The following is a 14,416-nucleotide window of genomic DNA, read 5'->3' on the forward strand; positions in this document are numbered from 1 at the left end:
ACCTGCTCGACCACCGACAGTTTAAAGGCGAGACTGTAGTCCCGCTGTGTGCGCTTGATCCTCGATTCCAATTGACTCTCCTTCCAAAGGGTGGAAAAAGTGTCAACCTGGTTCAGGACGGGTCACCCCCTCGAATCAGGTGAGCGTCAAGCCGCGTGCCGTGCCGCGCCGTTTTCCGGCGAGCGCCACTTCGCGAGCAACGTCGCCCACTTCGCGCGCGCGGCCTTGAGGTTGTTCTCCTTGATGTGGCCGTAACCGCGAATCGCGTCGGGCAGGTTCGCGAGTTCCAGCGCGAGCGGCAGATTCGCCTCGCTCAGACCGCCGATCACTTCGCGCATCAGCGTTTCGTACTCGCCGATCAATGCGCGTTCGTGACGGCGTTCCTCGGTGCGGCCGAACGGGTCGAGCGCCGTGCCGCGCAGGAACCTGAACTTCGCGAGCACGCGCATGGCCGTGAGCATGCGCGGGCCATACTGCTTCTTCACGAGCTGGCCTTTGTCGTCATGCTTCGCGAGCGAGGGCGGCGCGAGATGGAAGTTGACCTTCCAGTCGCCTTCGAAGCTCGCCTTGATCTTCTCGATGAACGCCGGGTCCGCGTAAAGGCGCGCGACCTCGTACTCGTCCTTGTACGCCATCAGCTTGTGCAGGTTCTTCGCCACGGCTTCAGTGAGCGGAGACTGGCCGTCGACATGCTCGAGCTTCGCTTCGGCCTGGCGCACGCTTTCGACGAACGCACGATAGCGCCGCGCGTATGCCGCGTTCTGATACGCGGCGAGATACTGCGCGCGCTTTTCGATGAGCGTGTCGAGCGCCCTGGGTGTATGCAGCGAGACGATCTTCGCACCGGCCGCGTCGGCGTTCTGCTCGGGCATCGGCTTCTTCACGAGCTGATCCACGGCGGCGCGATCGTGCGCCACGCGCCGGCCACATTCGAACGCCGCGAGATTCTTCTCGACCTGCACCGCGTTCAACTCGATCGCGCGCACGAGCGACTCGTGCGTGAGCGGCAGCCAGCCCTTTTGCCACGCGTAGCCGAGCACGAACGGGTTCGTGTAGATCGCGTCGCCGAGCAGCGCGAGCGCGTATCGGTTCGCATCGACGGTCGCGACGTTGTCCGTGCCCGCTGCGGCGCGCACGTCGGCTTCGGTGTTGGAGCCCGGGAACTGCCACTGCGGATTCTTGATGAACTCGGCAGTCGGCGTGGGCGCGCTGTTGAGCACCACGTGCGTCATGCCTTCCTGCATGCGCGAGACGCAGTCGTCGCCGGCCGTCACGATGGCGTCGCAGCCGATCACGAGGTTCGCCTCGCCCATGGCGATGCGCGTGGCGTGGATGTCGCCGGGGCGGTTGGCGATCTGTACGTGGCTCATCACCGCGCCGCCCTTTTGCGCGAGGCCGGTCACGTCGAGCACGGTCACGCCCTTGGATTCGAGGTGCGCGGCCATGCCGAGCAACGCGCCAATCGTCACCACGCCGGTGCCGCCCACGCCCGTCACGAGTACGCCGTAGGGACGGTCGATGGCGGGCACGTCGGGCGTCGGGACGGTCGGCATCGCTTCGTTCGCGACGCTGCTCGTCTTCGGCTTGCGTAGCTGGCCGCCTTCCACCGTCACGAAGCTCGGGCAGAAGCCCTTCAGGCACGAGAAGTCCTTGTTGCAGGTGGACTGGTTGATCTGGCGCTTCGTGCCGTACTCCGTATCGAGCGGCTCGACGCTCAGGCAGTTCGACTGCACCGAGCAATCGCCGCAGCCTTCGCACACGGCCTCGTTGATGACCACGCGCTTCGCCGGGTCCGGATACGTGCCGCGCTTGCGGCGGCGGCGCTTTTCGGTGGCGCAGGTCTGGTCGTAGATCAGGATCGTCGTGCCGGGAATTTCGCGCAGTTCGCGCTGGATCGCATCGAGCTGGTCGCGGTGGTGGATCGTCACGCCCGGCGCGAGCTTCGTGGCGGGTTCGCCTTCGTACTTCTCGGGTTCGTCGGTGACGATCGCGATCTTCGCCGCGCCTTCGGCGGCGACCTGATGCGTGATCTGCGGCACCGTGAGCGTGCCGTCGACCGGCTGGCCGCCCGTCATCGCGACCGCATCGTTATAGAGAATCTTGTAGGTGATGTTCGCCTTCGAGGCGATCGCCGCGCGGATGGCGAGCAGGCCCGAGTGGAAGTAGGTGCCGTCGCCCAGGTTGGCGAACACGTGCTTGTCGTTCGTGAACGGCGCCTGGCCGACCCACGCCACGCCTTCGCCGCCCATCTGGCTGAAGGTGCTCGTGTTGCGGTCCATCCACACGGTCATGTAGTGGCAGCCGATGCCGGCCATCGCGCGCGAGCCTTCGGGCACGTTCGTCGACGTGTTGTGCGGGCAGCCCGAGCAGAACCACGGCTTGCGCTCCGCCTGCACGCGCGGCTTCGCGAGCGCCTTTTCCTTGGCCTCGATCACGCTCATGCGCGCGGCGATACGCGCGCGCACGTCCGAGGGCAATTCGAACTTGTCGAGCCGCGTGGAGATGGCTCTCGCGATGATCGCGGGCGACAGTTCGTAGTGCGCGGGCAGCAGCCAGTTGCCCATCGGCACCGACCATTCGCCGCCCGCACCGTCTTTTTCGTCGAACTTGCCGTACACGCGCGGACGCTGGGCGTCGGGCCAGTTGTACAGCTCTTCCTTGATCGCGTATTCGAGAATCTGACGCTTCTCCTCGACCACGAGAATCTCTTCGAGGCCGCGCGCGAAGGCGTGCGCGCCCTGCGCTTCGAGCGGCCACACGCAGCCGACCTTGTAGAGCCGGATACCGATGCGCGAGCAGGTTTCGTCGTCGAGGCCGAGGTCGGTGAGCGCCTGGCGCACGTCCAGATACGCCTTGCCGCCCGTGATGATGCCAAAGCGCGCATGCGGCGAATCGATCTCGATGCGGTCGAGCTTGTTGGCGCGCACGTAGGCGAGCCCCGCGTACCACTTGTAGTCGAGCAGACGCGCTTCCTGCACGAGCGGCGGGTCGGGCCAGCGAATGTTCAGGCCGCCCTCGGGCATCGCGAAGTCTTCGGGGAGGATGATGTTCGTGCGATGCGGGTCGAGCTCGACCGAAGCCGACGATTCCACCACGTCGGTCACGCATTTCATCGCGACCCAGAGGCCCGAGTAGCGGCTCATCGCCCAGCCATGCAGGCCGAAGTCCAGATATTCCTGCACGTTCGAGGGGAACAGCACGGGCAGGCCGCAGGCCTTGAAAACGTGCTCCGACTGGTGCGCGAGCGTGGACGACTTGGCCGCGTGGTCGTCGCCGGCAAGCACGAGCACGCCGCCGTGCGGCGACGAGCCGGCGGAATTGCCGTGCTTGAACACGTCGCCGCTGCGGTCGACGCCCGGTCCCTTGCCGTACCACATCGAAAACACGCCGTCGTATTTCGCGGACGGGTACAGGTTCACCTGCTGCGAGCCCCACACGGCGGTCGCGGCGAGGTCTTCATTCACGCCTGGCTGAAAAACGATCTGATGCGCGGCGAGATGCTGCTTCGCCTTCCAGAGGGACTGATCGAGACCGCCGAGCGGCGAGCCACGATAGCCTGAGATGAACCCCGCGGTATTGAGACCGGCGGCCTTGTCGCGTTCCTGCTGCAGCATCGGCAGGCGGACCAGCGCCTGGATGCCGCTCATGTACGCGCGGCCGCGTTCGAGGGTGTATTTATCGTCGAGCGTGACGGAAGCGAGTGCGGTTTCGAGCGAAGCGCGCTGACCTGCGTCTAGCGGGGCATTCATTATGTGTCTTCCTCCATCCAACCAATCCGTTGTGGGATCGCCAGAACTTCAGGGCCTCGGCATCTTGTGAATGCTCTGGCCGGGGTCGCCATATTGGCTTCTTTCTTTCGATAGTAGCACTCGGATAGACCCGCCGCTTCGAGGCTCCGAGCGCCGCGCCGCACTGCGCTGCAGGTTTCGGGCCTGTGGCGCCGTGTCGCGCAAGCGGCCTGAAACCCCTGTGTAATAACGGATGTATCGAATTCCTCAGAGGAGTAACAACGTGTAAAACTTGCACTACCTGGGAACCGGACTTGAATATCCTGTCTAACTCCCTCACCTGTGCGAACCGCGCAGCTTCCCTGGCTGTTAACAGTTATTAAAAGGGGCACTACTGCAACAGGCAGTCTAAAAAAGGAGTCCAGCATGAATAATCGACATATCCAGACCTTCCTGACGGTCTCGGCTGCGTTCTTTGCCATGAGCGCGCCACTGCATTCGAACGCCAGCACGAAGAGCGGCGAGAGTGCGACGACCCGATGCGCCCAGTACACGCTGAGCATGAAGGCTGATACGAACGCCATGCCGGCCGCGAAGGCCGAACGCAAGTCCTGATGCCGCGCTGATCCGCGCAGCATTCCATTCACCCGAATCCGGCGCCGGGGTGTGCGGCGACGGATTCAAAAGTCAAAAAGGGCGAAGATCGTGTGATCTTCGCCCTTTTTGTTTGGCATTGGCCGAAATTACTGCCGCGAGTGCGTCATGCCTTGTCCTGCACGACGCCGCGGCGGATCTGGTCGAGTTCGATCGATTCGAACAGCGCCTTGAAGTTGCCCTCGCCGAAGCCCTGGTTGCCCTTGCGCTGGATGATCTCGAAGAAGATCGGGCCGATCTGGTTCTCCGTGAAGATCTGCAGCAGCAGGTCTTCGGGCATGCCGTCGATCAGGATCTTGCGCTTCCTGAGTTCTTCCAGCGGCTCGGTGTGGCCCGGAATGCGGCGGTTCACGAGCTCGTAGTACGTGTCGATCGTGTCGAGCAGCGCGATTTCGCTGGCGCGCAGGCCATCCACGGTGCGGTAGATGTCGTTCGTGCCGAGCGCGATGTGCTGGATGCCTTCGCCGTGATAGGCGTCGAGGTATTCCTGGATCTGGCCTGCCGTCTCGCCGCCTTCCTCGTTGATCGGGATGCGGATCTTGCCGCAGGGCGAGGTCATCGCCTTCGACTTCACGCCCGTGACCTTGCCTTCGATGTCGAAGTAGCGGATTTCGCGGAAGTTGAAGAGGCGCTCGTAGAACTCGGCCCATTCGTTCATGCGGCCGCGATGGACGTTGTGCGTGAGGTGGTCGATATAGGTGAGACCATGGCCCACCGGGTTCTGTTCGGCGCCCGCGATCGGCTCGAAGTCGACGTCGTAGATGCTGATGTCGCCAATGCTGCCCGGCGCCGCGCCGTTCTTGCCGCGCCAGCGGTCGACGAAATAGATCAGCGAGTCGCCAATGCCCTTGATGGCCGGAATGTTCAGCTCCATCGGGCCGGTCTTGTTGTCGAAGCCCCACGCGCCGAGTTCGAGCGCGTGCTTGTAGGCCTTGGCGGCGTCCTGCACGCGGAAGGCGATCGCGCAGATCGACGGGCCGTGCAGGCGCGCAAAGCGCTGGGCGAACGAATCGGGTTCGCCGTTGACGATGAAGTTGATGTCGCCCTGGCGGTACAGCGTCACGTCCTTGTGGCGATGCCGCGCGATGGCCGTGAAGCCCATGCGTTCGAACAGTTTGCCGAGCGCCTTGGGGTCCGGCGCGGTGTATTCGATGAATTCGAAGCCGTCGGTGCCGACGGGGTTCTCCCAGTTGGGGACCTGCATGGTTGTCTCCTGACTGATGTAGATCAGATTTCGTGTTGCACAGTGTAGTCCGCCGTATTGGGAGAAAACTTGCGAGTTGGGTCGCGTTGCCGTCGATCTGCGCTATAAACTGCCTTGAATGAATGTTCGGAAGGCAGAAAATGGCAAGCATCGAATTGGACACAATCGACAGGCGCATTCTGGCGATCCTTCAGGAGAATGGCCGGCTCTCGAACCAGGAGATCGCCGAGCGCGTGAACCTCTCGCCGAGCCCGTGTTTGCGACGCATCCGGCGGCTGGAGGAAAGCGGCGTGATTCGCAGCTACGTGGCGCTGCTCGATGCGCAGAAACTAGGGCTCGATCTGCTCGCCTATGTGAACGTGCGGCTGGAAAAGCGTGGACCGACCGCGGCAGGGCGCGAAGGCGTGACGCACGCCGAGCTGTTTCGTGCGGCGGTGCAGACCTGGCCGGAGGTGGTGGCCTGCCACGCGATGACAGGCGACATGGACTTCCTGCTGCGCGTGCAGGTGGAGGACATGGCGCACTTCTCGCGCTTCGTGCAGGACCAGTTGCTGCACCATCCTTCGGTGATCGACGTGAAATCCAGCTTTTCGCTCGACACGTTCAAGGAAACGACGGCTTTGCCGATCCGCTGACTGCGCGGCGCCGTACCGCGGACGCAAAAAAAGCGGCCGAAGCCGCTTTTTCAATGCATCAGTCTGTCCCGAAGGGCAGGAGTCACGCCGCGACAGCCTGCGGCAGGATCGTCTCCATCAGCTTGCTGGCCTGGCGCGCCTGACGCTTGAGCGCGTAGTCGAACACGGCGGCTTGCTCCTGGAGCATTTCGGCGATGATGCTGCTCTGGTCGGCCGGCTCGAGCGAGAGATAGGCGTCGGCTTCGCCGTAGGCGTACTCGATCTTCATGCCCGACTTCTTCGCGATGTGCATCATCGTCGAGTTGCGCGACAGGCAGTGCATGTAAAGCGTGGTGACGTGCGTGTTGCGGCTGCGGATGGCGGCGCGCTCGAACAGCTTCGAGCCGATGCCCTGGCCGCGCGCGCTTTCCAGCACGGACACGCCGAACTCGGCCGTGCGGCCGTTGCCGTCCGCCGGCAGGTAGGCCAGATGACCGACGCCCACGAGTTGCAGTTGATGGTCGAACACGCCGAACACGGTGTCGCGCGTGAAGTCCATCGAGCGCACGTACTTTTCGATCACGTGGTCCGGCGCGGCCTGGCCGAAGCGCAGCAGGCGGTCATCGCTGTCGAGCGAGAGAAAGTGCGCGAGCAGGCGTTCGCGGTCTGCCGAGGTAAGTACTCGCACCATGACGGGCGCATGTCCGGACGTCAGCGGACGAGCGGACGAAATGATCGGCACGTTGGCTTGGGTCGAAAGCGGGTTCATGGTGGGTTCTCCTTAAAATGCATGCCGCATGATGCAGCGCAAAACGCATTCTAGCGGAAACCCTGGGTGCACTCTAGGGAAAACCCGGAGTGCAAATTTGAGTGTTGCGCCTAATTAATAAAAATATAAGTGCAACCAATTGATTATTAACGTTTATTCGAGGCGGGTCGTTTGACGTGTCAACTGTTGTCCTGACGCATCATGTCGCATTGCAGCAATCTGGCCCGAAAATTTCTACCGCCCGGAGCACCGTCCTGGCGCCCTTCAGGCGCCCTTCAGACCGTGATCGACCATGGCGATCACCTGCTCGGCGAAGTCGCGATAGCCCATGCGGCCGCCGGGCTTGAGCCACGTAAACGTCCAGTTGATCATGCCGAACACCATCATCGTCAGCGCGGTCTGGTTTTCGTTCGTGACCTGGCCCGGATACGCGCGCGCGAGTTGGCGCGTGAAGGCGGCGACCACGTCGCGCTGGCGGTTCAGGATGATCTCGCGCTGGGCGTCGACGAGGTATTTGACGTCGTTCAGGAGCGCTACGTGGCGGCTGTGCGAGGTTTCGTATTCGGCGAGAAACGCGCGAATCAGCTCCGCGAAGCTCTCGCGCTCGTCGTGACCGCGTCGCTGGCTCGCGCCCTCCACCTCCGCGATGATCAGCATGAGCCGCTTGGTGTAGCGATCGAGCAGGTCGAAGAGGATCGCTTCCTTGCTCTCGTAATAGTGATAGAGCCGCGCCTTCGAGGTGCCGCTGGCGGCCGCGAGGTCCGACATTGAGGTGCTCGGGTAGCTCGTCTGCGCGAATTTGGCGGCGGCGAGCTCGAGGATCTGGTCGCGTTGGGTTTCGTGGTCGGGCGCTCGGGTGCGTGCCATGGGAATTCAGCGGGGGAGGGAAAGGTGCGCGGCGGTTTGCGGCAGCGGCGGACGGGCGGCGCGCGCGGCAGCGGCGAGAGGGGCGCAGGCGGCGCACATGTCGTCGCGCAGGCGCAGTTCTTCGGCTGCGCACAGCTCGCGCAGGCGCCACAGCACGACGGGCTCGCCAACCGTGAAGCCGGCGCCGCCACGCGTGAGGGCTGCGCCGAGCACGTCGCTGGCGAGCCAGGATGCGCCCGCCGGACGGTCTTCGTGGGCATCGAGCACGTCGAGGATCATGGCGTCGAGGTCGCTCCACGTGCCGCTCGTAAAGGTATTGTCGCGCCAGCGGCGCGTCTCGCCGTTGGCGAACTTGGCTTCCTGCCACTCCAGCGCGAGACGCGTGATGCGCAGCACCGAGATCGGCGCGGCGTCGGGCAAGCGCGCCTCGATGCGGGCTGCGGCGTTCGGGCCCGAAATTTCTTCGGCAGTCAGGCGCACTTCGTTCAGGCGCTGCGGGACGTCGCGCAAGCGGTAACAGACACGCCGCAGCGCGAGCTGGTGCGCGGCGTCGTGCGTGTGCCAGATCACCACGTGGGAGTCGTCGGCTTCGAGCGTACCCAACGCCGCGCAGTCGTCGTGGGCGAGGGTTGGCGGCGCATCGCTCAGGCGTTCCCAGAAGGCGGCGCGTTGTGCGACGCCGGGGTCGCCGGCCACGTCGATGTCGCGCAACGGGCCTACCGTCAGATCATCGCGGAGGGCGATCACGCGGTCCGGACGGCCCGCCGCTTCGAGAGCCTGACGTAGTGCCGTCACGGCCGGCTCGCCGTAAATGAGGTGAATCGTGGTCATCGACACCTCGTTGCGTTCACGCTGAACGCCCTGTAAGCCCGAAAGCACGCAAATAACAAAAGGAGCCGCCCGCGGGTGTCGCAGCGCTGCGCTGCAACACCCGCGGGCGGCCCCTAGTGTAAGCGGATCGCCTGCAGGCCGAAAGCGTGCTGTTGCTCTAACGCCTTAACGTTCGTCGAAACTCACGACCACCCGCTCGCTCACCGGATGGCACTGGCAGGTGAGCACGAAGCCGTCCTTCACTTCCTGCTCCTCGAGCGTGTAGTTCTTGTCCATCTTCACCTCGCCTTCGAGCACCTTGGCGCGGCAGGTGCAGCACACGCCGCCCTTGCACGCGTAAGGCAGCGCCAGACCCGCCTTCAGGCCGACGTCGAGCAGGCTCACGCCCTCGTACGGCAGGCGCATCTTGCGCTTCTTGCCGTCGATGACGATCTCGAGGTCGGCGGCCGGCGTGTTTTCGGTGATCTCGACGTTCGGCACACCCGCCTGCGGCAGCGGCGAGCCGAAGCGCTCCACGTGCACCTTCTGCGGCGGCACGCCCGCGTCCTTGAGCGCGGCTTCGGCGGCGTCCATCATCGGGCCGGGGCCGCAGATGAAGGCTTCGTCGATCTCGTCGGCGGGCAGCAGCGTTTCGAGGAACGCTGCGCACTTGGCCTGATCGAGCACGCCGTTGAAGAGCTCGACGTCCTGCAGGTCGTCCGAGAGCACGTGATAGAGGCGGAAGCGGCTCATGAAGCGGTTCTTCAGATCCTCCAGCTCTTCGGCGAACATGATCGCGTCGACGCTGCGGTTGCCGTACACGAGCGTGAACGCGCTGCGCGGCTCCGTTTCGAGCGTCGTCTTGATGATCGCGAGCACGGGCGTGATGCCCGAGCCGCCCGAGAACGCCACGTAGTGCTTGCCGTGCTCGGCGTTCAGGTGCGTGAAGAAGCGGCCATCGGGCGTCATCACGTCGATCTCGTGGCCGGGCGCGAGCTGCTCGAACGCGAAGTTCGAGAAACGCCCGCCGCGCACGCGCTTGATGCCGATGCGCAGCTCACCGTCGCGGTCGTAGTCGGTCACGCCCACGCAGATCGAGTAAGAACGGCGCGTTTCTTCGCCGTCGATGTGCGTCTTGAGCGTGACGAACTGCCCCTGGGTGAAGCGAAACGCCTCGCGCAGCTCGGGCGGGACTTCGAAAGCGACAGAGACCGCGTCCGCGGTTTCGGGCCGCACTTCGCGGATGCGCAGCGAATGGAATTGCGGAGTGGCCATATCAGTACGGTTTGAAGTAGTCGAAGGGTTCGCGGCAGTCGATGCAGCGGTAGAGCGCCTTGCACGCGGTCGAGCCGAACTGCGCGAGGCGTTCGGTGTGCTGCGAACCGCAGTGCGGGCAGGCGGGCGCGGGCAACGGCTTCGGTTTCGCGATGAAGGTGATCGGCTGTTCGGCCGATTGAGGCGCGGAGCCGCAGTTGCCCGTGGGCGGCGCGATGCCATAGGCGCGCAGCTTTTCGCGCGCTTCGTCGGTGATCCAGTCGGTGGTCCACGCGGGCGTGAGGGTCGTCGCGATGCGGTAGGGCGCGAGCGCGGCGGCGTCGAGCGCGTGCGCGACGTCCTCCGCGATCTGCGACATCGCCGGGCAGCCGGAGTAGGTGGGCGTGATGACCACTTCGATCTGGCCGTCGTCGGCGCGGCGCACGTCGCGCAGAATGCCCAGTTCGCGGATCGACACGACCGGAATCTCCGGATCGGGCACCGATTCCAGCACTTCCCAGGCGCGTTCGAGCGCGTGATCTGCCGTTGCTTGCATCGTGACTTCCTCTGTTCCTGCGGGGGTGCTTACCAGCGCGCGTCCGGGTGCTGGCGCGCGAGGCTCTGCATCTCGGCCAGCACGAAACCCATGTGCTCCGAGTGCTCGCCGTGCTTGCCGGTCGTGATGTGGAACACCTGCTCAGGCATCGTGAGCGTGGCTTCTTCGAGCGCGGCTTCCACGTCGGCGCGCCATGCGGCTTCGAACTGCGCCGTGAGAGGTGCGATGCCGGCTTCGGCCACGGCCGTTTCCACGGCGTCGGTGCTGAAGAATTCCCGTGTGTACGGCATCAGCCAGTCGAGCGCGACCTGGGCACGGCGGTGCGATTCATCGGTGCCGTCGCCGAAACGGATCAGCCACTCGCGCGCATGGTGCACGTGGTAGCGCGTTTCCTTGATCGAGCGCTCGGCGATCGCGGCCAGCTGCGGGTCGGCGGAGCGCAGCAGCGCGGTCCACAGATGCTCCATCAGCGTGGCGTAGAGGAAGTTGCGCACGATCGTCACGGCGTAGTCGTTGGCCGAATGCGTCGTGCCGGCGAGTGGGCCGAAGTGCGGCAGCTCCGCGAGCGTGTAGTTCGCAAACTCGCGCTCGGCGCGGAAATAGGCGTAGTCGTCCTCGGTGCGCTCGCGGCCGGTGAGCGCCTTTTCGAGCGTGGCGGCATGCGTGTAGAGCAGGCGCGCCTGACCGATCAGGTCGAGGCTCATGTTGGCGAGCGCGATGTCTTCTTCGAGGATCGGGCCGTGGCCGCACCATTCCGTATTGCGCTGACCGAGGATCAGCGCCGTATCGGCGAGGCGCAGCACGTACGCGAGTTGTTCAGGCGTGGGCGTCGTCATGATGCGCTCTTACATGTGGTTGACTTCGTCGGGCAGCGTGTAGAACGTCGGGTGGCGATAGATCTTGTCGCCGGCCGGCTCGAAGAGCTCGGCCTTGTCGTTCGGATCCGATGCCGTGATTGCCGACGACGGCACCACCCAGATGCTCACGCCTTCCTGGCGGCGCGTGTAGACGTCGCGCGCCATGCGCAGCGCCATCGAGGCGTCGGAGGCGTGCAGGCTGCCACAGTGCTTGTGGTCGAGGCCCTGCTTGCTACGCACGAACACTTCCCAGATCGGCCATTCCTTGTTCATCGTGGATCTCCTTCCTTCCTGATTCATGTATGAGGTGTGCTCAAGCTGCGTGCTTTTCGGCGCGCTGACGTTGCTTTTCGGCGTGAGCGAGGGCGGCTTCGCGCACCCACGCGCCTTCGTTGTGTGCCTTCACGCGCGTGCCGAGACGCTCGCGGTTGCACGGGCCGTCGCCGTTCACGACGCGCCAGAATTCTTCCCAGTCGATCGTGCCGTAGTCGTAGTGGCCGCGCGCTTCGTTCCATTTCAGATCGGCATCGGGCAGCGTGACGCCCAGCACCTTGGCCTGCTCGACCGTCGCATCGACGAACTTCTGGCGCAGATCGTCGTTCGAGATGCGCTTGATGCCCCATTTGGCCGACTGGTTGCTGTGGACCGAATCGGCGTCGCTCGGGCCGAACATCATCAGCACCGGCCACCACCAGCGGTTCACGGATTGCTGAACGAGTTCGCGCTGCGCTTCGGTGCCGCTCATCATGGCGAGCAGGGCGTCGAAGCCCTGGCGCTGGTGGAACGACTCTTCCTTGCAGATGCGGATCATGGCGCGCGCGTACGGGCCGTACGTGCAGCGGCACAGCGGGATCTGGTTCATGATCGCCGCACCGTCCACGAGCCAGCCGATCACGCCGACATCGGCCCACGTGGGTGTCGGGTAGTTGAAGATGCTCGAATACTTGGCCTTGCCGGCATGCAGGGCGTCGACGAGCTGGTCGCGCGAAACGCCGAGTGTTTCCGCCGCGCTATACAGATAGAGGCCGTGGCCTGCTTCGTCCTGCACCTTGGCGAGCAGGATCGCCTTGCGCTTGAGGCTGGGCGCGCGCGAGATCCAGTTGCCTTCCGGCAGCATGCCGACGACTTCCGAGTGCGCATGCTGCGAGATCTGGCGCACGAGCGTCTTGCGATAGGCTTCGGGCATCCAGTCCTGCGGCTCGATCTTGCCGTCGGCGGCCATGATGGCGTCGAACTGCGCCTGCTCCGACGAGGTTGCGTCCGCGTCGAGCGGAGCAACGTTGCCGGGGATGTCGAGGGATTGCGTGTACATGGAGACGCTCTCTTCGAAGTTGGGTATGTCGCGCAGTATAAACCAACCGACCGGTCGGTAAATGAATTTTTTGAGGTAGGGCAAAGAAATTCAGGCCTACCGCTGAGTTTTAGTGGGGCGGCAGCAGGAATGCCTGGGATTTGTTCGTGTGGGCGGCGTGTGTGTGGGTTTTCGCGTGGTTTAGCGCGCTGGATTGTCAGGCGGATGGAAGGCTGCGCACCGGGCCATGGGGCACAATGCCCCTTTGCCTGCGCACTCGTTCACGGATGAAGATTTCTTTTGCTCCCTTCGCGGCCGCGGCCGCTTTGTTCATTTCGCTTGGCGCCACGTCTCCGGCGTTCGCGGATCAAGCACCGGGCCCCTGGGTCACGAGCTGGGCGACGGCGCTGCAGTCGATTCCCGAGCGCGACGCGCTCCCTGCGCTGTACCGTGCGCCCGAGGTGGCCGGACGTACCGTTCGCCAGATCGTGTATCCGACGCTGGGCGGCACGGTCGCGCGGGTGCATGTGAGCAACCTCTACGGGCGCGCGCCGCTCGTAATCGAGGCGATGGCGATTGCACCGTCGGCCGGCGGCGCGGCGGCGAGCGAGGCGGGCACGGTGCACGTGACCTTCGGCGGGCGGGCGTCGGTGTCGGTGCCGCCCGGCGCGGCGCTCGATAGCGATCCGGTCCAGATCGATCTGAAGGCGCACGCGCCATACGCGATCAGCTCCTATATGGGAGCCGAGCAAAAGATGGTTGCGTGGCACCGCGTGGCGAGCCAGGTGAATTACGTCTCTCGTCCGGGCAATCACGTCGCCGATCCGTCGATTGGCGCATTCACCCAGCGCTTTACGCAGTACGCGTGGGTGACGGGGCTGGCGGTCGAGGCGCCGGGGGCGTCGACAGTCGCGGCGATCGGCGATTCCATTACCGATGGCATGCGTTCCTCGCTCAACCAGAACCGTCGCTGGCCGGACGCGTTGGCGCGCCGCATCGCCCAGTCGCAGCGCACGGATCTCGGCGTGATCGATCTCGGGATCAGCGGCAACCGGCTGCTGAGCGATTCGCCTTGCTATGGCGAGGCGCTCGAGCGGCGCTTTGGCCGCGACGCGCTCGGCCATCCGGGCGTGAAGACCGTGGTGCTGCTCATCGGCATCAACGACATCAACTTCCAGGCGATGCCGGCGCGATCGGGCCTCGACTGCGACTTTCCTCATACGCACGTGGACGCGAACGACCTGATCGCGGGCTACCGCCGCGTGATCGCGCAGGCGCATGGGCGCGGCGTGCGCATTTTCGGCGCGACGCTCACGCCAGCTTCACTGCCGCCGGAGCGCGAGGCAATCCGCACGGCGGTGAACCAGTGGATTCGGACGAGCGGGGCGTTCGACGGCGTGGTCGACTTCGATGCCGCGCTGCGGGACCCGGCAGATCCGGCGCGACTGCGTTACGGCTATGACAGTGGCGACCACATCCACCCAAGCGATGCGGGCTACGCGGCGATGGCGAATGCGGTGCCGCTGGAGGTCCTTACCCGCAAGTGAGGAATATTTTCGCCACCCCCTTGCACAGTGCCGGCGGGGGCGATAAGATTCGCCCCCTTCGCAGTTCGATGTCTCCGACGTCAGGGCAGCGAAGGCCGCCGCGGAAACCGGCGGGCGCAGGAGTCAGCAAGCTTTTTCAAGCGGTGAGCGAAAAAAAGGGGTTGACGAAGCGGAAAGGATTCTTCATAATCTCGTTTCTCTGCTGCTGACGCAGCAACGCAGGAAGCGCCGGGTAGTTCGATGGTTTAACGGCGCTTTCGCGATC

The 14,416-nt window shown here is 64.5% G+C and carries 13 protein-coding genes; 3 read left to right on the forward strand and 10 right to left on the reverse strand.

The genetic code is table 11. The annotated features are described in order from the left end of the window. Positions 1-146: 146 nt before the first annotated feature. On the reverse strand, positions 147-3,749 hold the full coding sequence (locus AB4Y44_RS41480) for an indolepyruvate ferredoxin oxidoreductase family protein (protein WP_368702725.1): 3,603 nt from the start codon (positions 3,747-3,749) through the stop codon (positions 147-149). 405 nt (positions 3,750-4,154) lie between these two features. Between AB4Y44_RS41480 and AB4Y44_RS41485 the strand changes: the two genes are divergently transcribed. Next, the gene (locus tag AB4Y44_RS41485; protein WP_133183457.1) at positions 4,155-4,343 is read left to right on the forward strand and encodes a hypothetical protein; all 189 of its coding nucleotides are present in this window, start codon (positions 4,155-4,157) and stop codon (positions 4,341-4,343) included. Positions 4,344-4,488: 145 nt separating this feature from the next. Here AB4Y44_RS41485 and hppD read toward each other — a convergent pair whose 3' ends face one another. After that, entirely contained in the window at positions 4,489-5,586 is a 1,098-nt protein-coding gene (hppD, locus tag AB4Y44_RS41490) for a 4-hydroxyphenylpyruvate dioxygenase (protein WP_368702726.1), read from the reverse strand. A gap of 140 nt (positions 5,587-5,726) precedes the next feature. Here hppD and AB4Y44_RS41495 point away from each other — a divergent pair, with 140 nt between their 5' ends. Next, a complete protein-coding gene (locus AB4Y44_RS41495; protein WP_368702727.1) occupies positions 5,727-6,221 on the forward strand; it encodes an Lrp/AsnC family transcriptional regulator in 495 nt (164 codons plus the stop codon). An 82-nt stretch (positions 6,222-6,303) separates the two neighbouring features. Here AB4Y44_RS41495 and AB4Y44_RS41500 read toward each other — a convergent pair whose 3' ends face one another. The 8 genes from AB4Y44_RS41500 to paaA all read right to left on the reverse strand — a co-directional run bounded on the left by AB4Y44_RS41500 (position 6,304) and on the right by paaA (position 12,625). Then, positions 6,304-6,969, reverse strand: a complete 666-nt coding sequence (locus tag AB4Y44_RS41500) for a GNAT family N-acetyltransferase (RefSeq protein WP_342920420.1) — start codon at positions 6,967-6,969, stop codon at positions 6,304-6,306. Positions 6,970-7,233: 264 nt separating this feature from the next. Next, a complete protein-coding gene (locus tag AB4Y44_RS41505; RefSeq protein WP_342920421.1) occupies positions 7,234-7,836 on the reverse strand; it encodes a TetR/AcrR family transcriptional regulator in 603 nt (200 codons plus the stop codon). A 6-nt stretch (positions 7,837-7,842) separates the two neighbouring features. Further along, complete coding sequence (locus tag AB4Y44_RS41510; protein WP_368702728.1) at positions 7,843-8,667, reverse strand: DUF1835 domain-containing protein; 825 nt, start codon at positions 8,665-8,667, stop codon at positions 7,843-7,845. Between the two features lie 165 nt (positions 8,668-8,832). Then, positions 8,833-9,921, reverse strand: a complete 1,089-nt coding sequence (gene paaE / locus AB4Y44_RS41515; RefSeq protein ID WP_342920423.1) for a 1,2-phenylacetyl-CoA epoxidase subunit PaaE — start codon at positions 9,919-9,921, stop codon at positions 8,833-8,835. A 1-nt stretch (position 9,922) separates the two neighbouring features. Next, on the reverse strand, positions 9,923-10,456 hold the full coding sequence (gene paaD, locus AB4Y44_RS41520; protein ID WP_028203443.1) for a 1,2-phenylacetyl-CoA epoxidase subunit PaaD: 534 nt from the start codon (positions 10,454-10,456) through the stop codon (positions 9,923-9,925). A gap of 29 nt (positions 10,457-10,485) precedes the next feature. Next, a complete protein-coding gene (gene paaC / locus AB4Y44_RS41525) occupies positions 10,486-11,292 on the reverse strand; it encodes a 1,2-phenylacetyl-CoA epoxidase subunit PaaC (protein WP_368702729.1) in 807 nt (268 codons plus the stop codon). Between the two features lie 9 nt (positions 11,293-11,301). Next, positions 11,302-11,586 carry a 1,2-phenylacetyl-CoA epoxidase subunit PaaB gene (gene paaB / locus AB4Y44_RS41530; protein ID WP_342920425.1) on the reverse strand — a complete coding sequence of 95 codons (285 nt, stop codon included), beginning with the start codon at positions 11,584-11,586 and terminating at the stop codon, positions 11,302-11,304. Positions 11,587-11,626: 40 nt separating this feature from the next. Beyond that, a complete protein-coding gene (gene paaA / locus AB4Y44_RS41535; protein WP_368702730.1) occupies positions 11,627-12,625 on the reverse strand; it encodes a 1,2-phenylacetyl-CoA epoxidase subunit PaaA in 999 nt (332 codons plus the stop codon). Between the two features lie 266 nt (positions 12,626-12,891). Between paaA and AB4Y44_RS41540 the strand changes: the two genes are divergently transcribed. Continuing rightward, positions 12,892-14,151, forward strand: a complete 1,260-nt coding sequence (locus tag AB4Y44_RS41540; RefSeq protein ID WP_368702731.1) for an SGNH/GDSL hydrolase family protein — start codon at positions 12,892-12,894, stop codon at positions 14,149-14,151. The last annotated feature ends 265 nt before the right edge of the window (positions 14,152-14,416 follow it).

Origin of the sequence: Paraburkholderia sp. BR10937 (assembly GCF_040965695.1) — a bacterium.
Taxonomy (GTDB): domain Bacteria; phylum Pseudomonadota; class Gammaproteobacteria; order Burkholderiales; family Burkholderiaceae; genus Paraburkholderia.